Genomic DNA, 21,707 nt, shown 5'->3' on the forward strand with positions numbered 1-21,707 from the left:
ACACATGCTCCTGAATCAGGTAACGGATCAGCGCTACGGCAGACGCCAGTCGACCGGCGCGGCCCCCAGGGTACCCAGCAATTCGTTGGTTCGGGAGAAAGGACGGGATCCGAAGAATCCCCGCGAAGCCGACAGCGGTGACGGATGCGCGGACTCGATGTACGGAGTATCGCCCAGCATCGGCTTCAGCGTGGACGCGTCGCGGCCCCACAGGATCGCCACCAGCGGCTGGTCACGGGCAACCAGCGCGCGAATTGCCTGCTCGGTCACCGCTTCCCAGCCCTTGCCGCGATGCGAGGCCGGCTGGCCCGGCTGTACGGTCAGCACGCGGTTGAGCATGAGCACGCCCTGATCGCACCACGGCGACAGGTCACCGTTGGACGGCATCGGCAGGCCGAGGTCCTTGGTCAGCTCGGAGTAGATATTGGTCAGGCTGCGCGGAATCGGCGAAACGTCCGGGGCCACCGAGAAACTCAGGCCCACCGGATGCCCCGGCGTCGGATACGGATCCTGACCCACGATGAGTACCCGCACCTTGTCGAACGGCCGCTGGAAGGCCCGCAGCACGTTCTCCCCCTTCGGGAGATAGCCACGCCCCTCGGCGTTTTCGACTCGCAGGAATTCACCCATCGCGGCAATACGGTCGGCCACCGGTTCGAGGGCCTCGGCCCAGCCCGTATCGATGACTTCCGACAGTGGTTTCGCGCCCATGTCGGGAAAACTTATCGTGTCGAGTTTCATCGCGGTACCGGACCCTGCTATACGAAGGAATCCCAACCGGCAGGTCCGGTTCGGGAGGTTCCGTCCACCGTCACGCCCTCGCCCGCGACAACCCGGCCGACGCGTCGCCAGCCCTCCGGCACCTCGCTCGAATCGGCGAAGGTCGCGGCGAAGGCGTGGTCCTCGCCACCCGCCAGAATCCAGTCCAGCGGGCTGACGCCCAGCGCCTTGCCGACCGCCTCCAACTCCGGGTCCGCCAGGGCGGCGGACTCCAGATCGATGGACACCCGCGAGGATTCGGCGATATGCCCGAGGTCGGCCAGCAAGCCGTCCGACACATCGGTGAGCGCGGTGATCTCCGCGGTATCGGGCAGCTCCAGCACCGCATCGTACGGGGGCCGCGGAACCCGGTGCGCGGCAACCACGTCCGCGAATTCGGGCTTCCCGGCCGTGCCCGCGGACAGCACCGCGAACCCCGCGCCCGAATGACCCAGCGGCCCGGCCACCGCCACCACATCGCCCGGCCGCGCACCCGACAACCTGATCGGCGCGCGGCGCGGATCCCCGAAGGCCGTGACGCTGATGACGATCAGCGGGCTGCGCACCATGTCGCCGCCCGCGATGGACGCTCCCGCCCGCCCGGCCTCGGCCCACATCCCGTCCGCGAGCGCGCGCACGAATTCGACCGGCGTCTCCGCGGGACAGCCCAGCCCCACCACGAACGCGCTCGGCACCGCGCCCATGGCCACCACGTCGGCGGTGTTCTGGGCGATGGCCTTGCGGCCGATCTCCTGCGGGCTCGACCAGTCGGTCCGGAAGTGCCGGTCCTGCACCAGCATGTCGGTGGTCACCACGAACCGGCCCTCGGGCGCGGCGATCACGGCGGCGTCGTCACCCGGGCCCAGCAGCACGCCCGGCGTCTGCGTGCGCCCCGCGTTCACCAGCGCGATGAGCCCGAACTCGCCGAGCTCGCCCACGGTGCGGGCGGCCGGAACGGACTGCGGATCGCTGGCGGTGGTGATGGCGGTCTCCTTCGGGGCGAGTGTGATGCGGGCGGCCGACCGCTCGACGGTACCCTCGAACCCGCAATCGACGACCAGCAGCCGGGCAGCACACCGCGAGGATGCGCACACCCGGCACGGCACGATCGGGGATCGACGACCGGATGAGCAACGACACCCGCGGCACCGAACCGGACAACACCGACGCGGCTGCGCCCGACGCCCTCGAGGACGCGGCGGCCGAGACGCCCGCCACCGAGGCCGACGCCGACTCGACGCCGGAGTCCGCGAACGCCGGGGACGCCGAGTACGAGATGCGTCGCTCGCCCGCGCTCATCGCCACCGCCGTCGCACTGCCGGTCGCCCTGGTCGTCGGACTGATCGTCATGGGCGTGCTGGCCAACCGGCACCACAGCCGCGACCCGCTGGCCCTCGGTTCGGTGCCCGCGCCCGCGGCCGCCGGACCCGAATGCACCGCGCTGCTCCCCGCCCTGCCCGACAAGATCGGCGACTACACCACCGCCGAACTGATGCAGCCCGCGCCGCCCGCCACCCATGCCTGGCAGCTGCCCGACGGCGGCGACGCCATCGTGGTGCGCTGCGGGCTGGACCGGCCGCTCGAATTCACCAAGTCCTCGCCGTTGCAGGTGGTGAACGGGGTCAACTGGTTCGAGCTGCGCGACCAGACCAGCGGCGTCACCTCCGGCACCTGGTGGGCCGTGGACCGCGGCACCTACATCGCGCTGACCATGCCCGACAATGCCGGAGCGACTCCGCTGCAGGAGGTTTCGGAGGCCATCAAGAAGGCCATGTCCGAGAAGCCGATGGATCCGAACCCGATCCCCAACTGACAGATATATACGGAGAAGGCGGTCGCTCAGAGCTTGCGGAGCGTGGCCTTCCCGGCGGTGAGGTCGACCTCGGGTCCCTCGTCGCCGTCGCCCGGATTCTCCCGGTGCATGAGCACCGACTGCCGCTGTTCCATCTCCAGCCGCTTGCCGGAGCTGAAGGCCGCGTCGAACTGTTCCAGGCCGATGGCCGCCGCGCCCCGGCCGTCCTCGTTCCGCATCCACGGCAGCGCGGTGCGCCCGGTCAGCTTGCGATACGCGACGTCGGCGAAGGCCAGCGCGATGATCAGCAGGGCCAGACCGGGAATCGTGAGGGCGACGAGCACACCGTCGAGGCTACGCGCGGGCCGGGCCGCCGGCGTCGCCCCGCGGTCGCATGCGAACGGCCCGGTCCATCATCCGAAATGATGAACCGGGCCGTCTGCGACGAGGGTCAGCGCAGGCCGGTGCCGCGGGCGCGGGCGGTCTCGATGAGGGTGCTCACCAGGGTCCGGTTGTCGATCCCCGCGGCCTCCCACATACGCGGGTACATGGAGATCGAGGTGAAGCCGGGCATGGTGTTGATCTCGTTGATGACCGGCCCGTCGGCGGTCACGAAGAAGTCGACGCGGGCCAGGCCCTGGCAGTCCAGGGCGCGGAAGGCGCGCACCGCGAGGTCCCGGATCTCCTGGGACACAGCGTCGTCCAGCTTGGCGGGAACGTCGAACTCGCAGACGTCGTCGAGGTACTTGGTGTCGAAGTCGTAGAAGTCGGGGGCCTGCGCGTCGTCCTCCGGCATCCGGATCTCGGCCACCACACTGGCTTCCACCCGGCCGTCCGGGAATTCCAGCACGCCGCACTCGACCTCACGGCCGACGATCCCGGCCTCCACGATCACCTTCGGGTCGTGGCGGCGCGCCTCCTCGATGGCGGCGTCGAGCAGGTCCCAGCTGTCCACCTTGGTGATGCCGATGGAGGAGCCGCCGCGGGCGGGCTTCACGAACACCGGCAGGCCCAGGCGATCGCGGTCGGCGGCGGAGACGGTCGCGACGCCGGGACGCAGCACGATCTGCACGCCGATCGGAAGACCCTCGGCCGCAAGCAGTTTCTTGGTGAATTCCTTGTCCATGCCGGCCGCGCTGGCCAGCACGCCCGGACCGACATAGGGCAGTTCGGCCAGTTCCAGCAGACCCTGCAGCGTGCCGTCCTCACCGAACGCGCCGTGCAGCACCGGGAACACGATGTCGACGGCGCCGAGCACGGTCTCCGCACCGTCCAGCGGCACCAGCGCGCCCGCGCGCGAGGGATCCGCCGTCAGCGCCAGCGCGGTGCCCTTGTCGTCGACCATGGGAAGCGCCCGATCCCGCGCGGACAGCGTCCGCGGGTCGGCGTCACCGAGCACCCAGGTGCCGTCCCGGGTGATGCCGATCGGAACCGCCTCGTAGCGTTCCGGATCGAGGCTCGCCAACACGGTGCGCGCGGACACACACGACACCCCGTGCTCGTTGCTGCGGCCGCCGAACACCACCGCCACCCTGGTCCTGTTGGTCATGCCCCGAACCGTACCCGGTCGATTGTGGCGGCAGTGTTACGCGGTCGTCCCGACCCGGGCGTAGGTCATTCCGATTTGAGACGGCGTCCCTGCAGCTGCCCCACCGCTTCGGCCGCCGAGAGCCCCTCGTGGCACACCTGATGCACCGCGTTGGTCAGCGGCATCTCCACCCCGTGCGCGGCCGCCAGCGCCCGCACCGATGTGCAGGACTTCACACCCTCCACGACCTGGCCATGAGTCGCCTCGAGGGCGGTCTCCATGGTGCCGCCCGCGCCCAGCGCGTGCCCGAAGGACCGATTGCGCGACAGCGGCGAGGTGCAGGTGGCCACCAGATCACCGACACCGGCCAGTCCGGCGAAGGTCACCGGCTCCGCGCCGACCGCCACTCCCAGCCGGATGATCTCGGCCAGCCCGCGCGTGATGAGGGTGGCGATCGAGTTGTCACCCAACCCCATGCCCGAGGCGATCCCGCAGGCGAGCGCGATGACGTTCTTGCACGCCCCGCCGATCTCGCAGCCGATCACGTCGGAATTGGTGTACGGCCGGAAATAGCCGGTGGCACAGGCGTGCTGCACCGCCTCCGCGCGCGCCACGTCCGGGCAGGCGATCACGGTCGCGGCGGGCTGCCCGGCCGCGATCTCGTGCGAGAGGTTGGGGCCCGACAGCACCGCGATGCGGTTCGGATCCGCACCGGAGACCTCCGCGATCACCTCGCTCATCCGCAGCAGCGTCCCGGTCTCGATGCCCTTGGCCAGACTCAGCAGCGTGGCCTCCGCCGGAATCAGGTCCTTCCAGGCCGCGAGATTGGCGCGCAGCGACTGCGACGGCACCGCCAGCACCACGATGTCGGCCCCGTCCAGCACGACGGCCGGATCATCGGACGCGGCCAGCGGCGGCAACACCACATCCGGCAGATACCAGGGATTTCGATGCTCGGTGGCCAGCACCTTGGCCACCTCCGGCCGCCGAGCCCACATGGTGGTCTCGGTTCCCGCCTCCGCCAACACCTTCGCGAACGCGGTCCCCCATGACCCCGCTCCCAACACCGCTGCCCTTGCCATCCAACAAATATATGCGCGCGCACCGTGAGCCACCCCGCAGTGGCGTCTCCCGAAAATTCGACGCCGCTCACGCGCCCGTCACCTACGAGTGGGAAGATTCGGACATGCTCGCGCCCCGCCGTGGTTCGACCCTCAGGTTCGCGGCCCGTCTCGGTTCTGGACTGCGCTCCGCCTCCCCGCGCTTGGAGCGGGGGAGCGAAGCGGAGGAGCGGAGGAGGGAAGAACCGAGACCTCGGGGGCCGCGGACAGCCCGGAGCGAAGCGGAGGGCGAATTGGACACAGTGCACGCGGTCATCGCGGTCAAGAGCTTGGGACTCGCCAAGAGTCGGCTGGCCGATGGGCTGGCGCCCGAGTACCGGCCCCGGCTGGTGCTGGCCATGTTGGCCGACACCGTGACCGCGGCCGCGACGACGCGTGGCATCGCGTCGGTCACCGTCGTGACGCCGGATCCGGCCGTGTCGGATCTGGTTCGTGAACTCGGCGCGCGCGTGCATCCCGAACCCGAGGTGGTCCCCGCGCACACCACCGGTCTGAACGCGGCGCTGGCCGCGGGCGCGGACGCGGTGCGGCGGGCGCACGGTCCGGTCGATCTACTTGCCCTGCAAGCGGATCTGCCCGCGCTGCGTCCCGCCGAACTGGGCGAGCTGCTCGCGAGGGCCGGGCAGCGCCGGTCGGTGGTGACCGATCACGAGGGCAGTGGCACCGTCGCCCTGCTGGTGCGCGGCGGCGGGGACGATCCGCTGACCACCGCATTGAACCCGCTCTTCGGTCCGGACTCCGCCCGCCGCCATATCGCCGGGGGCGCGGTGGAGTTGCTGGGCGATTGGCCTGGACTGCGTCAGGACGTCGATACCGCCGCGGATCTCGAGCGCGCCGCCGCGCTCGGCGTCGGGCCGGCGACCAGCGCGCTACTCCGAGAAATCACCGTGTCGCAAGCGTGTCACGAAACCGGGAACAGGTGCCGTGCCGAATCATCACTGTCCTGACGCGGCGTGATCTGCGCTGCACTGGACGGTGTCAGAACAGCACCACACCCACGACATAAGGAATGATCGTGAGAGTGAGCGATACGGAAACCGTCAAGCAATCGCCGCTACTACCGGCGGCGCCGCCCGCGGCAACCCCACCGCCCACCGCGATACCGCCGCTGCCCGCGGACCGGTACGTCAATCGGGAACTCAGCTGGCTCGACTTCAACGCCCGCGTGCTCGCGCTGGCCGAGGACCGGTCGCAGCCGCTGCTCGAACGAGCCAAATTCCTCGCCATTTTCGCGTCGAATCTGGACGAGTTCTACATGGTGCGCGTCGCGGGGCTCAAGCGCCGCGCCGAGACCGGCCTGTCGGTACGGTCCGCCGACGGCCTGTCCCCCACCGAGCAGCTCGAGATGATCGCCGTCCGCACCCAGGAGATCGCCGCCCGGCACGCCCGCGTCTTCCTCGACCAGGTGCTGCCCGCGCTCACCGCCGAGGGCATCGACATCATCCGCTGGGCCGACCTGGAGGACAGCGAAAAGGAACGCCTGTCCGGATATTTCCAGGATCAGGTGTTCCCGGTGCTGACCCCGCTGGCGGTCGACCCGGCCCACCCCTTCCCCTACATCAGCGGCCTGAGTCTGAATCTCGCCGTGACGGTTAAGGATTCGGTGACCGGCGGCGAGCACTTCGCCCGCGTCAAGGTGCCCGACAATGTGGACCGCTTCGTGCGGGTCCGCCGCGCCGGCAACCGTGAATCCAATGCGGCACAAGGCCCGTCCGGTGCCACGTCGGGCCCGTCCCTGGCCGCCTTCCTCCCCATGGAGGAGCTGATCGCCGCGCACCTGGATCAGCTGTTCCCGGGAATGGAAGTGGTGGAACAGCATTCGTTCCGCATCACCCGCAATGCCGACCTGGAGGTCGAGGAGGACCGCGACGAGGACCTGCTGCAGGCCCTCGAACGCGAACTCGCCCGCCGCCGCTTCGGCTCTCCGGTGCGCCTGGAAGTTTCCGACGACATGACCGAGCACATGCTCGATCTGCTGCTCCGGGAACTCGACGTCGACCCCGCCGACGTCATCGAGGTGCCCGGCCTGCTCGACCTGTCCTGCCTGTGGCAGGTCTACGGCGTGGACCGGCCCAATCTCAAGGACGCCCCCTACGTCCCCGCCACCCCGCCCGCCTTCGGCGAACGCGAAACGCCCCGAAACGTTTTCGCCGCCCTGCGTGAGGGCGACGTGCTGGTGCACCACCCCTACGACTCCTTCTCCACCAGCGTGCAGCGGTTCATCGAACAGGCCGCCGCCGATCCGCAGGTGCTGGCCATCAAGCAGACCCTGTACCGCACCTCCGGCGACTCCCCCATCGTCAACGCCCTCATCGACGCCGCCGAGGCGGGCAAGCAGGTGGTGGCGCTGGTCGAGATCAAGGCCCGCTTCGACGAGCAGGCCAACATCAAATGGGCGCGGGCGCTGGAGCAGGCGGGCGTGCACGTGGTCTACGGCCTGGTCGGACTCAAGACCCACTGCAAGACCTGCCTGGTGGTGCGGCGCGAGGGAGCCACCATCCGTCGCTACTGTCACATCGGCACCGGGAATTACAACCCCAAGACCGCGCGCCTGTACGAGGACGTCGGATTGCTCACCGCCGCACCGGAGATCGGCGCGGACCTCACCGACCTGTTCAACTCGCTGACCGGCTATTCGCGAAAGGCCAACTACCGCAACCTGCTGGTGGCCCCGGTCGGCGTCCGCGCCGGGATCATCGAGCGGATCGAACGCGAGATCGAACTGGCACGCGAGGGCGCCGACGCGCGAATCCGCGTGAAGGCCAACGCCATCGTCGACGAACAGGTCATCGACGCGCTCTACCGGGCCTCCCAGGCCGGGGTGCCGGTCGAGATCGTGGTGCGCGGCATCTGCGGCCTGCGCCCCGGCGTGCCCGGCATGAGCGACAACATCCAGGTGCGCTCGATTCTCGGGCGGTACCTGGAACATTCGCGGGTGCTGCACTTCCAGGCGCAGAACGAGTACTGGATCGGCTCGGCCGACATGATGCACCGCAACCTCGACCGGCGCGTGGAAGTGCTGGCGCAGGTGAAGGATCCGCGTCTGGCCAACCAGCTCGGACAGGTGTTCGACTCCGCCACCCACCCGGCCACCCGGTGCTGGGTGCTGCGCCCCGACGGCAGCTGGCAGGCCCAGCCCGGCCCCGAGGTGCCCTCGGACCAGATTCGCGACCACCAGGAATACCTCATGCGGCTGCGTCGTCCGGACCGCCAGTGAGCAGAACCACCAAGGACCCCGCCGCCGAGTTCACCGATCCACCGGTCAAGGCCAACATCCTCGCGGCGGGGGCGGTGTTGTGGCGGCACGCCCCGGGCACCGACGCCGTCGAGATCGCCCTCGTGCACCGCCCCAAGTACGACGACTGGTCATTGCCCAAAGGCAAGCTGGATCCCGGTGAGACGCCGGTGATCACGGCCGTGCGCGAGGTCACCGAGGAGACCGGGCTGAATTCGCGCCTGGGGCGCTATCTCGGCCACGTGACGTATCCGATCCCGGGCCATCGGAAGCTGAAACGGGTGGACTACTGGGCCGCCGAGGTCGTCGACGGGGCCTTCGAGTCCAACTCGGAAGTCGACGTCCTGCACTGGTACCGCCTCGACCGGGTGATGGACGCCGTCTCCTATCCCATGGATCGCACCATCATCCGCAACTTCCTGCGCCAGCCCGCCGACACCGCCACCCTGCTGCTGGTCCGGCACGCCAAGGCCGGGCGCAGCGACCGCTACGTCGGCGACGACGACCTGCGGCCGCTCGAAAAGGCCGGTCGCGCACAGGCTCGCGCCCTGGCGCCCAACCTGCTCGCCTTCGGCGCGGCCGAAATCATCTCGGCCCCACCATCGCGCTGTGTCCAAACCGTGACCCCGCTGGCCGAGAAACTGGGCGTCGATATCGAATTGGAGCCGTTGTTCTCCGAATCCGGTTACGCGGCAGCACCCGATGCCGCCCGAAAACGCGCCCGCGACCTGGTTTCCACCGAGTCGGTCCGGGTGATCTCCAGTCAGGGCAAGGTGATTCCGGATCTGCTGGAGTGGTGGGCCGCCGAGGACGGGGTGAGCCTGCCACCGGCCCGCAATCGCAAGGGCAGCGTGTGGGTGCTGTCCTTCCACGGCGGCCGGCTGGTCGCCGCCGACCATCTCGACCGCATTCTCATTCCCGCCGACCGACCCCAGGGCTGACCGGGTCATCTGTCGTCCGGCGGCCGCCCAGAACCCTTGGAACGCCGCCGTACCGGCCGCCGTCCGGCCGAATCCACCCGGCGGACGGCCGATTCCGGCCCCCTACCGGCCCCCATCGCTCCCCCAACGCCCGAAAACCAGCCCCGGACATGCGAAACGGCCCGGCGATGCCGGGCCGTCTCACGTGTCGTCCTGCTCGAAAACCCCCGTCAGCGACGGGTTGTCGCCGGATTAGCGGCGCGCGGTGCGCTTGGCGGCGGCCTTCTTGGCGGGAGCCTTCTTGGCCGCCTTCTTGGCCGTGGTGGCCTTCGAGGCGGTGACCTTCTTGGCGACCGCGGCCTTCTTGACCGCGGCGGCCTTGGCCGGAGCCTTCTTGGCGACCGTCTTCTTCACGGCGGCCTTCTTGGCGACCGCCTTCTTGACGGCGGCCTTCTTGGCGGGGGCCTTCGACGCCGCCTTCTTGGCGGTGGTCTTGGCCGGAGCCTTGGTGGCGGCCTTCTTCGCGGTCTTCTTGGCGGTGGTCTTCTTCGCACCGGCCTTGCCCGAAACCGGGGCAGCCACACCACGCTTCACAGCCGGGCCGCTCGAGGCGATCTTCTGCTTGCCCGCGATGATCGCCTTGAACTGTGCACCGGGACGGAAGGCCGGGACCGAAGTCGGCTTCACCTTGACGGTTTCGCCGGTGCGCGGGTTGCGAGCGACACGCGCCGCGCGCTTCCGCTGCTCGAAGACGCCGAATCCCGTGATGGTGACGCTCTGACCTTTGTTCACAGCACGCACGATCGTGTCGACCATCTGCTCGACAGCTGCAGTAGCGGTGCGCCTGTCAGTACCCAACTTCTCGGTCAGAACATCGATCAGTTCCGCCTTGTTCATTGAATCCTCCGCAGACTAATTGGCCCGTCGTCGGACCGACTAGGTACCACGGTAAACCCTTTCGGGGCAAGAGTCTATGTGCCACGCGGAAATACATGACGCATGGCACACGCTCAGCTACCGGGTTTGAGGGCGTCCAGCTAACGCCCATCAATGATTACGTCTGCGAAATACGGGCCGGAATGGTTGCGGGTTTCCAAGTCGGCCTTGCGTTTTCGAACTGGCCGATCTCGTCGCTGTGCCGGAGAGTGAGACCGATGTCGTCCAGGCCTTCCAGCAGGCGCCACCGCGTGTAGTCGTCAATATCGAACGGCAACACGACGGTTCCGGCCGACACGGTGCGCGCCTCGAGGTCCACCGCCAATTCCAAACCCGGCTGTTCCTCGAGCAACTTCCAGAGCAATTCCACATCGCTCTGGGCCATCCGGGCCGTCAGAAGCCCGTCCTTGCCCGCGTTCCCACGGAAGATGTCGGCGAAGCGAGAGGAGATCACCACCCGGAACCCGAAGTCCTTGAGGGCCCAAACCGCGTGCTCACGTGACGATCCGGTCCCGAAATCCGGACCGGCGACCAGGACACTACCCCGGTTGTAAGGCTCGGTGTTCAGAATGAAGTTCGGATCCGTCCGCCATGCCGCGAACAGGCCGTCCTCGAAACCCGTTCGGGTTACGCGCTTCAGATAGACGGCCGGGATGATCTGGTCGGTGTCGACATTGGATCGGCGCAACGGAACACCGATCCCCTTGTGGACCTTGAAGGCTTCCATCGTTGTTTCTCCTGAGTCAGTGGGGGCAGCGGCATCTGGGCCGCTACCGGCGGGCGATCAGTTCAGATCCGCAGGTGAGGACAGGGTTCCGCGCACCGCGGTGGCCGCCGCGACCAGCGGCGAGACCAGGTGCGTGCGCCCGCCCTTGCCCTGTCGCCCTTCGAAGTTGCGGTTCGAGGTGGCGGCACAGCGCTGACCGGGGGAAAGCTGATCCGGGTTCATGCCCAGGCACATCGAGCAGCCCGGCTGACGCCATTCCGCGCCCGCGGCGGTGAAAATCTCGCCCAGACCCTCCTTTTCCGCCTGCAACCGCACCCGCATCGAGCCCGGCACGATCAGCATCCGCACCCCGCCCGCGACCTTGCGGCCCTTCAGGATGTCGGCCACCGCGCGCAGATCCTCGATCCGGCCGTTGGTGCACGAACCCACGAAAACCGTGTCCACGGCGACGTCCCGCAGCGGGGTACCCGGCGTCAGGTCCATATATTCCAGCGCCTTCTCGGCGGCGGCGCGCTCGTTCTCGTCGACGATCTGCTCCGGATCCGGCACCGAGTCGCCCAGCGGCGCACCCTGTCCCGGGTTGGTGCCCCAGGTGACGAAGGGGGTCAGCGCGGACCCGTCCAGATGCACCTCGGCGTCGAAAACCGCGCCCTCGTCGGTCTTCAAGGCATCCCAGGCCGCCACGGCGGCATCCCAGTCCGCGCCCTGCGGGGCGTGCGGACGGCCCTTCAGGTACTCGTAGGTGACCTCGTCGGGGGCCACCATGCCCGCCCGGGCGCCGGCCTCGATCGACATGTTGCACATGGTCATCCGGGCCTCCATGGACATGGAGCGCACGGCGTCGCCGCGGTACTCCAGCACATAGCCCTGACCGCCGCCGGTGCCGATCTGCGCGATGACCGCCAGGATGACGTCCTTGGAGGTGACGCCGTCGGGCAGCCGACCGTCGATATTGATGGCCATGGTCTTGAACGGGCGCAGCGACAGCGTCTGCGTCGCCAGCACGTGTTCCACTTCCGAGGTGCCGATACCCATCGCCAGCGCGCCGAACGCGCCGTGGGTGGAGGTGTGCGAATCACCGCACACCACGGTGGTTCCCGGCTGGGTCAGGCCCAGCTGCGGGCCCACCACGTGCACGATGCCCTGCTCGACGTCGCCCATGGGGTGCAGGCGGACACCGAATTCCTGGCAGTTCTTGCGCAGCGTCTCGACCTGCAGGCGCGAGACCGGGTCCGCGATCGGCTTGTCGATGTCGGCGGTCGGGACGTTGTGATCCTCGGTGGCGATGGTGAGATCCGGGCGCCGGACCGGGCGGCCCGCGGCGCGCAGGCCGTCGAACGCCTGCGGGCTGGTGACCTCGTGCACCAGGTGCAGGTCGATGTAGATGAGGTCGGGCTGGCGGTGCTCGCCCTCGCCTTCGCCGCGCACGACGACATGCTCGTCCCAGACCTTCTCCGCCAGAGTGCGTGGCCGGTCGGCCATAGCTCCATCACCTCTCGATAGACATTCCCGTGCCCGGGCTGGTGACACGGTGGCTCGCGTCCGATGCCGGGGAGCGGCCGGTTTGCCGCGCAGTCAATTTGCATTTCCCAACATGCGAGACGCTAATATCGTTCTATGAGACAGCATAGCGGTATCGGGGTTCTGGACAAAGCCATGGCCGTCCTGCACGCCGTAGCCGAGCAACCCTGCGGCCTCAACGAGCTGTGCGCCCGCACCGGCCTGCCCCGCGCCACCGCGCATCGCCTGGCAGTGGGCCTGGAGACGCATCGCATGCTGGCCCGCGACAGCCAGGGCCTGTGGCGGCCCGGTCCGGCCCTGTCGGAACTGGCGACAACCGCCAGCGACCCGCTCCTGGACGCCGCCTCCTCCATCCTGCCGCGCCTGCGCGAGATCACCGGCGAGAGCGTGCAGCTCTACCGCCGCGACGGCAATGCCCGCGTCTGCGTGGCGGCCATGGAACCGGCCGCGGGCCTGCGCGACACCGTGCCCATCGGGGCCCGACTACCGCTCACCGCGGGCTCGGCCGCGAAGGTCCTGCTGGCCTGGGCCGATCCCGAATCGCAGCGAAGCATCCTGCCCGAGGCCGTCTTCGGCGAGCGCGCGCTGGCCGAGGTCCGCCGCCGCGGCTGGGCGCAGAGCGCGGCCGAGCGTGCGGCCGGGGTGGCCAGCGTGTCCGCGCCGGTGCGCGACGCGGCGGGCGGCGTGATCGCGGCCGTCTCGGTCTCCGGACCCATCGACCGCATGGGCCGCCGCCCGGGCGCACGCTGGGCCGCGGACCTGGTGGCCGCCGCCGACGCCCTCCACAAGCGTCTCTGACGGACTTTGCGGCCCGGGGTGACCCCTCGGGGTGGCCACAGCCGTCACGACAGCCTCAGCGGCCGCTCGACACTCCCGACAGCCCACGAACAGGGCGCCGATCGCAGCCCCCGCCGGATCCGGCGGGGGCTGCGGCGTCTCCGAGGCCCGGCAACCGGCCGGTGAAGCCCGCGAGTGGCAGGAAATGGCCGGTGTGACCGCGCTCATACGCCGTAAATTACAGTCGGCCCATGGGAGTTAATCAACGCGCGCAGATCGTGATGTCCGACGAGGAGATCACGGGATTCCTCGAGCGCAGCCGGGTCGCCACCATGGCCACGCTGAGCGCCGAGGGCAGGCCGCACCTGGTGGCCATGTGGTACGCGCTCATCGACGGCGAGATCTGGTTCGAGACCAAGGCCAAGGCCCAGAAGACGGTGAATCTGCGGCGCGATCCGCGTATCACCGTGATGGTCGAGGCCGGCGACACCTACGACCAGTTGCGCGGCATTTCCATCGAGGGCCGCGCCGAGGTCGTCGACGACCCCGAGGCGCTGTTCAAAGTGGGAATCAGCGTGTGGGAACGCTATACCGGGCCCTACAGCGAAGAGATGAAGCCGTTCGTGGAGCAGATGCTGCACAAGCGGGTGGCGGTGCGTGTGGTGCCCGAGCGGACCCGCAGCTGGGATCACCGCAAACTCGGCCTGCCCGCCATGCCGCTGGGCGGCAGCACCCACGGTCAGGAGCCGTAAGAACCCCGGAAACAGCGAAGGCCCCCAGCCGGTTGGCTGGGGGCCTTCACTCTGTAGTCCCGACGGGATTTGAACCCGCGCTACCGCCTTGAGAGGGCGGCGTCCTAGGCCGCTAGACGACGGGACCAGGATGAGATTCCGGCGGATTTCGCAATCCACCGGCCTTCTCGAATTCGAGAGCCGGAGCTCTCGCAGCTGGGGTACCAGGACTCGAACCTAGAATGGCTGAACCAGAATCAGCTGTGTTGCCAATTACACCATACCCCATTGACCTGGGCTTTCAGGATCTCCCCGGAGGAAGTTCCTGGCTGCTCTGCGGCCGAGAAGAAGATTAGCAGCATCCCCCGGTAGATACACAAACCGGCTGGTCAGAGGCCGGTTTGTGCATCAATTTCGGCGTACCCTCAGGCCCTGCCGGACACCGGCGTCAGCCGATCTCCGCGAGGGCCGCGCGCAACCGGTCCATGGTGACCTCGCGACCCAGCAGTTCCATCGACTCGTAGAGCGGCGGGCTGATGTGGGATCCGGTCACCGCGACGCGCACCGGGGTGAACGCCTTGCGCGGCTTGAGCTCGAGCTCCTCGATCAGCGCGGTATTCAGCGCGGTCTCGAGCGGGGCCGTGGCCCATTCCGAGACGCCTTCGAGGGCTTTCACCGTCGCCTGCAGCACCGGAGCGGCATCGGCGCCCAGATTCTTTTCCTTCGCGGCCGGGTCGATCGCGAAGTCCGCGGGCGCGATGAACAGGAACTTCAGCAGATCCCAGGCATCCCCGAGCACCTTGATGCGGGTCTGCACGAGATCGGCCGCGGTTTCGAACAGCTTCTCGTCGATCTCGGCGCCGATATGTCCGTGCCCGGTGAGGTACTCCCGCAGCCGGTGAGCAAAATCACCGGGGGTGAGCATCCGAATATGTTCGGCGTTGAGTGCGTCGGCCTTCTTCTGATCGAATCGGGCCGGATTCGAATTCACCTTCGAGATTTCGAACGCCGCCACCATCTCCGCCATGGAGAAGACGTCATGATCATCGGCGATGCTCCAGCCGAGCAGTGCCAGATAATTCAGCAAACCCTCGGGAATGAACCCGCGGTCGCGGTGATGGAACAGATTCGACTCCGGATCACGCTTGGACAACTTCTTGTTGCCCTGGCCCATCACGAAGGGCAGATGACCGAACTCGGGGGTGAACTCCGCGACGCCGATTCGTTTCAACGAGTCGTAGAGCGCGAGCTGACGCGGGGTGGAAGACAGCAGGTCCTCGCCGCGCAGCACGTGGGTGATCTTCATCATCGCGTCGTCGACCGGGTTGACCAGCGTATAGAGCGGATCGCCATTACCGCGGGTGAGCGCGAAGTCGGGAACCACGCCCGCGCGGAAGGTGGTCTCGCCGCGCACCAGGTCGTTCCAGGTGAGGTCGCGGTCGGGCATGCGCAGGCGCACCACCGCGGGGCGGCCCTCGGCCTTGTAGGCGGCGATCTGCTCGTCGGTCAGCTCGCGGTCGAAGTTGTCGTAGCCCAGCTTGGGGTCGCGGCCGGCGGCCTTGTGGCGGGCCTCGACTTCCTCTGGAGTGGAGAAGGACTCGTAGGCCTCCCCCGCCGCCAGCAGGCGCTGCACCACGTCGAGGTGGATCTCGCGTCGCTGTGACTGCCGGTAGGGCGCGTAGGGGCCGCCGACCTCGGGCCCCTCGTCCCAGGTCAGGCCGAGCCAGCGCAGGGCGTCGAGGATGGCCGCGTAGGACTCCTCGGAATCGCGTGCGGCGTCGGTGTCTTCGATGCGGAAGACGAAGGTGCCGCCGTGGTGGCGCGCGAAGGCCCAGTTGAACAGGGCGGTGCGGACCAGACCCACGTGCGGCGTGCCGGTGGGTGACGGGCAGAAACGAACCCGGACGTCAGACATGGCTCTCTTTCGTTCAGCGTTTGGCGGCAACGGGATTGGACAGGGTGCCGATACCGGACACGGTCACCGACACGGTCTGACCGGCCTGCAGCGGCCCGACGCCCTCGGGGGTGCCGGTGAGGATGACATCGCCCGGCAGCAGGGTCATTACGGCGGTGACCCATTCGATGAGCTTCGGAATATCGTGCAGCAGAAGTGAAGTGCGACTGCGCTGTTTCACCTGCCCGTCGACCTCGGTGATGATCTCCAGATCCGAAGGGTCCAGCGCGGTCTCGATCCACGGGCCGAGCGGGCAGAAGGTGTCGTAGCCCTTGGCACGGGTCCACTGGCCGTCGTGTCGCTGCTGGTCACGGGCGGTGACGTCATTGGCGACGGTGTAGCCCAGGATGACCTCGTTGGCACGGGCGGCGGGCACGTCCTTGCAGGGGCGGCCGATCACGATCGCCAGTTCGCCCTCGTAGTCCACCTGAGAAGAGCTGGGCGGCAGGATGATCGGGGCGTTGGGGCTCTGGATCGAGGTGCTGGGCTTCATGAAGATGACCGGGTCGGCCGGGGCCGGGCCGCCCATCTCCTCGGCGTGCGCGGCGTAGTTCTTGCCGATACAGATCACCTTGCTGGCCAGGATGGGGGCCAGCAGGCGCACATCGGCCAGCGGCCAGCTGCGACCGGTGAAGGTCGGGGTACCGAACGGGTGTTCGGCGATCTCTCGGGCGACGGCGTCGGAGCCGTCCCCTTCGATGCTGACGAAAGCGACTCCATCTGGGCTGGCAACTCGACCTAGGCGCATGGTTGGCATCCTATCGACCGGCTTCGACCTGCCCGAACGCGCCCGACCGCGGGGCCGGACCGGACCCGGGCGCAGTGGCGGGGCGGATGCGAGCGAGCGTCCCCGCGCGGGGCGGCATACCAGCCCCCGCCGCCCCGGACCGAATGTGGAATGCCCTTATACGCAAGCGAACTCGGGCTGGGCCGCAGGACTCACAAGGTCAACCCCCGAATGTGAGCAAACAGACAGCTCGCCCCGGAAATCGCCTTGCGCCCCAGGTGTACCGTAAGACCGGATGTTCAAAATGTAAGACGTCTATTCCATATAATGAGACGCGAGGTGAGGTCATGACCACCGTGACGGAGATGGGCACGACACGACGGTGGACCATGCTGGGCCTCGGCGTCTTCGCCCAGACCGCCAGCGCCGTGATGGTGAACGGCGCCGCCTTCCTGCTGCCCGCGCTGACCCAGCGCGGAATGCCGCTGGCCACCGCCGGTCTGCTGGTGGCCATGCCCCTGGTCGGCCTGTGCTGCACGCTGATCGCGTGGGGCTGGGTGGTCGATCAGGTCGGCGAGCGCAAGGCGCTGGTGGCCGGTCCGGCGGTCATGTTCGCGGCCGGCCTGGCCGCCGCCACCGTCTCGAACTACGTTGCGCTCGGGGCCTTGCTGTTCCTGGCCGGGGCGGGCGCGGGCAGCACCAACGGCGCCAGCGGGCGGGTCATCGTGGGCTGGTTCCCGACCGATCAGCGCGGGCTGGCCATGGGCATCCGGCAGACCGCACAGCCGCTGGGCGTGGCGATCGGGGCGCTGGCGATCCCGGCCATCGCTGCGGCGCACGGGTTCTCGATGGCGGTGCTGGTGCCCGCGGTGCTGGCGGGCGCGGCCGCGATCGGCTGCCTGACGGGGATTGTGGATCCGCCGCGACCCGAATCCGCCGGGGGCTCAGGGCGTCCCGCGAATCCGTACCGCGGGGACTCCACGCTGCTGCGCATCCACGTGGTGTCGGTGCTGCTGGTCATCCCCCAGGCCACCATCTGGACGTTCGGCCTGCTGTGGCTGCACCGCGATGTGGGCCTATCGCTGCCCGCGGCGGGCGCACTGGTGACGGTGACCCAGATCCTGGGCGCGGCCGGGCGGATCGGCGCGGGCGTGTGGTCGGATCGGGTGGGCAGCCGCTTGCGGCCGCTGCGCACGGTGGCGATAGCGGCGGTAATCTCCCTGTCCGCCTTGGCCGTAGCGGCCTGGACGCAGCAGTGGTGGGCGGCGATCCCGATCCTGATCGCGGCCTCGATCATCACGGTGGCCGACAATGGCCTGGCCTTCACGGCGGTGGCCGAGATCGCGGGACCGTATTGGTCGGGTCGTGGGCTGGGTATCCAGAACACCGGCCAGAATCTGGCGGCGGCCGCGATCGCCCCGGCCTTCGGCGCACTGATCACGGCGGCCGGTTTTCCGGTCACCTACCTGCTGACGGCGCTGATCGCACTGGCGGCAGTCCCGTTGGTACCCAGGGGTTCCCGGTAGCGGCTGATTCGCGGCAAATCAGGAAGACCTGCGCCCGTTACGTTTTCGCATCCGAATGCATTTGTGCGATACGCCTCACTATCCGGACGAAACGCCCCTCTGCCCCAGTTGATTTCACCGAATCCACTCCAGGATGACACTCCGGCGAGGCTCGGGCACGACGACGAAGCCCCCGTTCCGCGGTTGCGGGACGGGGGCTCCGGTCGTGCATGGGTGGCGCGTAAACCCTAGAGCGACGCGGCGATCCGGTCGCCGACCTCGACGGTCGAGGCGGCACCCGAGCGCGAGGCCAGGTCCTTGGCGACGGCGGCCTCGATGCGCGCGGCCTCCTCGGTCTTGCCGAGGTGGTTCAGCAGTAGCGACACCGACAGGATGGCGGCGGTCGGGTCGGCCTTGGACTGGCCCGCGATGTCGGGGGCCGAACCGTGGACCGGCTCGAACATCGACGGGTTGGTGCCCGAGGCGTCGATATTGCCCGAAGCTGCCAGGCCGATGCCACCGGAGACGGCGGCGGCCAGGTCGGTGATGATGTCGCCGAACAGGTTGTCGGTGACGATCACGTCGAAGCGGCCCGGGTCGGTGACCATGTGGATGGTGGCGGCATCGATGTGCTGGTAGGCGGTCTCGATATCCGGGTACTCGGCGCCGACCTCGGCCACGGTGCGCGACCACAGCGAACCGGCGAAGGCCAGCACGTTGTTCTTGTGCACCAGGGTCAGGTGCTTGCGGCGCTTGCGGGCGGTCTCGAAGGCGTATCGGACCACGCGCTCGACGCCGAAGCGGGTGTTGGTGGAGACCTCGGTGGCCACCTCGTGCGGGGTGTTGACGCGGATCGCGCCGCCGGTGCCGGTGTACGGACCCTCGGTGCCCTCACGCACGACCACGAAGTCGATGTCCGGGTTCGAGGCCAGCGGGCTGGTGACGCCCGGGTACAGCTTCGAGGGGCGCAGGTTCACGTGGTGATCCAGCTCGAAGCGGGTGCGCAGCAGCAGGCCGCGCTCGAGCAGGCCGGACTGCACCGACGGGTCGCCGATGGCGCCCAGCAGGATGGCGTCGTGCTGCTTGAGCTCCGGGATCACGTTCTCCGGGAGGATCTCGCCGGTGGCATGGAACCGCTTGGCTCCCAGGTCGTATGCGGTCTTCTCGACACCGGGCACCACCACGTCGAGCACCTTGAGGGCTTCGGCGATGACCTCGGGGCCGATACCGTCGCCCGGAATGACAGCGAGTTTCATGAAATCCATGCTCCGTTTCGATAACGCGCGGGTGGTCCTCTCCGCGCTGACAGGAGAGTCCCGGCAACGATAGCGGGTGCCGCCATGACCCCTTTCACCAGGGCGAATCGCTCCCAACCAGTGGGATCGGCGCGGTCGCGCGAAGCGCTCGGTCGGCGGATAGCGCCGGTAGCGTCGGGGGGATGTTCGACAATCTCCGTCTCGAGCGCAAACTCCGCCGTCTGGAACGCAAGATCGATCTGATCCTCGAGCATCTCGGCATCGACGATCCCGACAGCGCCATCGACTACACCGCGATCGACGAGCATTTGCTGCGCGGCAAGAAGATCCACGCCATCAAGGCGTACCGCGAGCAGGATCCGACGGCCAGTCTGGTCGAGGCGCGCGACGCGGTCGAAGCCCGCGATCGCCGCTGACGGCGGTCACCCACCCCATCGAACGCACCGGGCCCCCTCCACTTTTCGTGGAAGGGGCCCGTTTCGCGTTGTGCGAGGTCTACTAGTCGAGGCTGACCAGGGCGACCTTGGCCGCACCGACGGCCTCGGCGATGGCGGTCTGGACCTCGGCCGGGACCTCCTTGTTGACGCGCAGCACGACCGTCGCGCCCTCGTCCACCAGGTCCTGGGTGAGCTGGGCGGCGAGGATGTCGATACCCGCGTCGCCGAGCTTGGTGGCCAGACGGCCCAGCTGGCCCGGCTTGTCCTCGTAGTTGAGGACGGCCAGGTTCAGGCCCTCGGCGCGCATGTCGTAGTTGCGGCCGTTGATGTTGACGATCTTCTCGACCTGGGCGGGCTCGGTCAGGGTGCCGGCCACGTTCAGGGTGCGGCCGTCGCCGAACACGGCGCGCAGGTCCACCAGGCTGCGGTGGGTCGGGGACTCGGTGTGGGTGGTGACGGTGGCCTCGAGGCCCCGCTCCTTGGCCAGCGACGGGGCGTTGACGAAGGTGACCGAGTCCTCGATGAGTGCCGAGAACACGCCGCGCAGCGCCGAGAGCTCGAACACCGCAACGTCTTCCGAGGACAGCTCGCCGCGGACCTGGACCTCGATGGAGACCGGCAGCTCGCTGGCCAGGGCGCCCAGCAGCGCGCCCTGCTTGCGGACGATGTCCAGCCACGGGGCGACGATCTCGTTGACCGCGCCACCGGTGACGTTCACCGCGCCCGGCACGAACTCACCGGCGAGGGCCAGCTGCACCGACTTGGCGACATCGGTGCCGGCGCGGTCCTGGGCCTCGGCGGTGGAGGCGCCCAGGTGCGGGGTGACGACGACCTGCGGCAGCTCGAACAGCGGGCTGTCGGTGGACGGCTCGGTCTCGAACACGTCGATGCCGGCGGCGCGCACGTGGCCGGAGGTGATGGCGTCGGCCAGGGCCTGCTCGTCGATCAGACCACCGCGGGCGGCGTTGACGATGATGACGCCCGGCTTGGTCTTGGCCAGGGTCTCCTTGTTCAGCATGCCCTTGGTCTCAGGGGTCTTGGGCAGGTGAATGGAGATGAAGTCGGCGCGCTCGAGCACCTCGTCGAGGGTCAGCAGCTCGATGCCCAGCTGGGCGGCGCGGGCCGGGGAGGTGTAGGGGTCGTACGCGACGATCTTGGTCTCGAAGGCGGCGAGACGCTGCGCGAACAGCTGGCCGATGCGGCCCAGGCCGATGACGCCGACGGTCTTGCCGAAGATCTCGACACCGTTGAACTTGCTGCGCTGCCAGGTGTGCTCGCGCAGGGTGGCGTCGGCGGCCGGGATCTGGCGCGCGGCCGAGAGCAGCAGCGAGACGGCGTGCTCGGCGGCGGTGTGAATGTTGGAGGTCGGCGCGTTGACGACCATGACGCCGCGCTCGGTGGCCGCGGGCACATCGACATTGTCGAGGCCGACGCCGGCGCGGGCGACGATCTTGAGGTTCTTGCCCGCCTCGAGCACCTCGGCGTCGACGGTGGTGGCCGAACGGACCAGCAGCGCATCGGCTTCCGGCACGGCGGCCAGCAGCTCCGGACGGTTCGGGCCGTCGACCCAGCGAACCTCGACGCCGGAGCCCAGCGCGTCGACGGTCGACTGGGCGAGCTTGTCGGCGATCAGAACAACAGGGCGGCCTGCTTGGCTCACGGTGGGGTACTCCTGAGGAAGGGATCCGGGATTTACGGGCGTCAGCTTAGTGGGCTGGGAATCGGGGCGCTTTACCGCCTGGTAGGCAACTGCCATCAAAGCCGTGAACTGCGGGTTTCCG

General features: G+C 68.6%; 20 protein-coding genes and 2 tRNA genes. 8 read left to right on the plus strand and 14 right to left on the minus strand.

Going from position 1 to position 21,707, the window contains the following annotated elements; all coding sequences use genetic code 11:
- Positions 1–33: 33 nt before the first annotated feature.
- Both ABZ412_RS11265 and ABZ412_RS11270 read right to left on the minus strand, forming a co-directional pair.
- Positions 34–711 (minus strand): uracil-DNA glycosylase, encoded by a 678-nt coding sequence (locus tag ABZ412_RS11265; protein WP_357279964.1) that lies wholly within the window; start codon positions 709–711, stop codon positions 34–36.
- A 47-nt stretch (positions 712–758) separates the two neighbouring features.
- A complete protein-coding gene (locus ABZ412_RS11270; protein WP_357279181.1) occupies positions 759–1,853 on the minus strand; it encodes a thiamine-phosphate kinase in 1,095 nt (364 codons plus the stop codon).
- Between the two features lie 32 nt (positions 1,854–1,885).
- Between ABZ412_RS11270 and ABZ412_RS11275 the strand changes: the two genes are divergently transcribed.
- Positions 1,886–2,572 carry a DUF3515 domain-containing protein gene (locus tag ABZ412_RS11275; protein ID WP_357279183.1) on the plus strand — a complete coding sequence of 229 codons (687 nt, stop codon included), beginning with the start codon at positions 1,886–1,888 and terminating at the stop codon, positions 2,570–2,572.
- 26 nt (positions 2,573–2,598) lie between these two features.
- Here ABZ412_RS11275 and ABZ412_RS11280 read toward each other — a convergent pair whose 3' ends face one another.
- From ABZ412_RS11280 to ABZ412_RS11290, 3 genes are all read right to left on the minus strand, one after another.
- Positions 2,599–2,895 (minus strand): DUF6191 domain-containing protein, encoded by a 297-nt coding sequence (locus tag ABZ412_RS11280; protein ID WP_357279185.1) that lies wholly within the window; start codon positions 2,893–2,895, stop codon positions 2,599–2,601.
- Between the two features lie 107 nt (positions 2,896–3,002).
- A complete protein-coding gene (locus ABZ412_RS11285; protein ID WP_357279187.1) occupies positions 3,003–4,100 on the minus strand; it encodes a D-alanine--D-alanine ligase family protein in 1,098 nt (365 codons plus the stop codon).
- 65 nt (positions 4,101–4,165) lie between these two features.
- Entirely contained in the window at positions 4,166–5,161 is a 996-nt protein-coding gene (locus tag ABZ412_RS11290; protein WP_357279189.1) for an NAD(P)H-dependent glycerol-3-phosphate dehydrogenase, read from the minus strand.
- 272 nt (positions 5,162–5,433) lie between these two features.
- Between ABZ412_RS11290 and cofC the strand changes: the two genes are divergently transcribed.
- From cofC to ABZ412_RS11305, 3 genes are all read left to right on the plus strand, one after another.
- Entirely contained in the window at positions 5,434–6,147 is a 714-nt protein-coding gene (cofC, locus tag ABZ412_RS11295; protein ID WP_357279191.1) for a 2-phospho-L-lactate guanylyltransferase, read from the plus strand.
- 62 nt (positions 6,148–6,209) lie between these two features.
- Positions 6,210–8,417: an RNA degradosome polyphosphate kinase gene (locus ABZ412_RS11300; protein ID WP_357279193.1), complete on the plus strand. Its 2,208-nt coding sequence runs from the start codon at positions 6,210–6,212 to the stop codon at positions 8,415–8,417.
- Positions 8,414–9,376, plus strand: coding sequence for a bifunctional NUDIX hydrolase/histidine phosphatase family protein (locus ABZ412_RS11305; protein ID WP_357279195.1), 963 nt, complete (start codon positions 8,414–8,416; stop codon positions 9,374–9,376). Before ABZ412_RS11300 ends, ABZ412_RS11305 begins: the two co-directional genes overlap by 4 nt.
- 231 nt (positions 9,377–9,607) lie before the next feature.
- On the opposite strand, the gene ABZ412_RS11310 is transcribed toward ABZ412_RS11305, so the two are convergent.
- The 3 genes from ABZ412_RS11310 to leuC form a co-directional block, all read right to left on the minus strand.
- The gene (locus ABZ412_RS11310; RefSeq protein WP_357279197.1) at positions 9,608–10,252 is read right to left on the minus strand and encodes an HU family DNA-binding protein; all 645 of its coding nucleotides are present in this window, start codon (positions 10,250–10,252) and stop codon (positions 9,608–9,610) included.
- Positions 10,253–10,409: 157 nt separating this feature from the next.
- The gene (gene leuD / locus ABZ412_RS11315; RefSeq protein WP_357279199.1) at positions 10,410–11,018 is read right to left on the minus strand and encodes a 3-isopropylmalate dehydratase small subunit; all 609 of its coding nucleotides are present in this window, start codon (positions 11,016–11,018) and stop codon (positions 10,410–10,412) included.
- A gap of 57 nt (positions 11,019–11,075) precedes the next feature.
- Positions 11,076–12,500: a 3-isopropylmalate dehydratase large subunit gene (leuC, locus tag ABZ412_RS11320; protein ID WP_357279202.1), complete on the minus strand. Its 1,425-nt coding sequence runs from the start codon at positions 12,498–12,500 to the stop codon at positions 11,076–11,078.
- 135 nt (positions 12,501–12,635) lie between these two features.
- Here leuC and ABZ412_RS11325 point away from each other — a divergent pair, with 135 nt between their 5' ends.
- Both ABZ412_RS11325 and ABZ412_RS11330 read left to right on the plus strand, forming a co-directional pair.
- Positions 12,636–13,337 carry an IclR family transcriptional regulator gene (locus ABZ412_RS11325; protein WP_357097580.1) on the plus strand — a complete coding sequence of 234 codons (702 nt, stop codon included), beginning with the start codon at positions 12,636–12,638 and terminating at the stop codon, positions 13,335–13,337.
- Positions 13,338–13,567: 230 nt separating this feature from the next.
- Positions 13,568–14,068, plus strand: coding sequence for a PPOX class F420-dependent oxidoreductase (locus ABZ412_RS11330; protein ID WP_357279204.1), 501 nt, complete (start codon positions 13,568–13,570; stop codon positions 14,066–14,068).
- 54 nt (positions 14,069–14,122) lie between these two features.
- On the opposite strand, the gene ABZ412_RS11335 is transcribed toward ABZ412_RS11330, so the two are convergent.
- The 4 genes from ABZ412_RS11335 to ABZ412_RS11350 form a co-directional block, all read right to left on the minus strand.
- Positions 14,123–14,195 (minus strand) — tRNA-Glu (locus tag ABZ412_RS11335).
- A 68-nt stretch (positions 14,196–14,263) separates the two neighbouring features.
- Positions 14,264–14,335: transfer RNA gene (locus tag ABZ412_RS11340), tRNA-Gln, on the minus strand.
- Between the two features lie 160 nt (positions 14,336–14,495).
- Positions 14,496–15,962: a glutamate--tRNA ligase gene (gltX, locus tag ABZ412_RS11345; RefSeq protein WP_357279206.1), complete on the minus strand. Its 1,467-nt coding sequence runs from the start codon at positions 15,960–15,962 to the stop codon at positions 14,496–14,498.
- 13 nt (positions 15,963–15,975) lie between these two features.
- Positions 15,976–16,749: a fumarylacetoacetate hydrolase family protein gene (locus tag ABZ412_RS11350; RefSeq protein WP_357279208.1), complete on the minus strand. Its 774-nt coding sequence runs from the start codon at positions 16,747–16,749 to the stop codon at positions 15,976–15,978.
- A 326-nt stretch (positions 16,750–17,075) separates the two neighbouring features.
- Here ABZ412_RS11350 and ABZ412_RS11355 point away from each other — a divergent pair, with 326 nt between their 5' ends.
- Complete coding sequence (locus ABZ412_RS11355) at positions 17,076–18,254, plus strand: MFS transporter (protein WP_357279211.1); 1,179 nt, start codon at positions 17,076–17,078, stop codon at positions 18,252–18,254.
- A gap of 227 nt (positions 18,255–18,481) precedes the next feature.
- Here the strand turns inward: ABZ412_RS11355 and ABZ412_RS11360 are convergent, their stop codons facing one another.
- Positions 18,482–19,489, minus strand: a complete 1,008-nt coding sequence (locus ABZ412_RS11360) for a 3-isopropylmalate dehydrogenase (protein WP_357097590.1) — start codon at positions 19,487–19,489, stop codon at positions 18,482–18,484.
- Positions 19,490–19,671: 182 nt separating this feature from the next.
- On the opposite strand from ABZ412_RS11360, the gene ABZ412_RS11365 reads away from it, so the two are divergent.
- Positions 19,672–19,905, plus strand: coding sequence for a hypothetical protein (locus tag ABZ412_RS11365; RefSeq protein ID WP_357279213.1), 234 nt, complete (start codon positions 19,672–19,674; stop codon positions 19,903–19,905).
- 82 nt (positions 19,906–19,987) lie between these two features.
- Here ABZ412_RS11365 and serA read toward each other — a convergent pair whose 3' ends face one another.
- Positions 19,988–21,586: a phosphoglycerate dehydrogenase gene (gene serA, locus ABZ412_RS11370; protein ID WP_357279216.1), complete on the minus strand. Its 1,599-nt coding sequence runs from the start codon at positions 21,584–21,586 to the stop codon at positions 19,988–19,990.
- Between the last annotated feature and the right edge of the window lie 121 nt (positions 21,587–21,707).

The organism is Nocardia sp. NPDC005746 (genome assembly GCF_040630785.1).
GTDB lineage: Bacteria > Actinomycetota > Actinomycetes > Mycobacteriales > Mycobacteriaceae > Nocardia.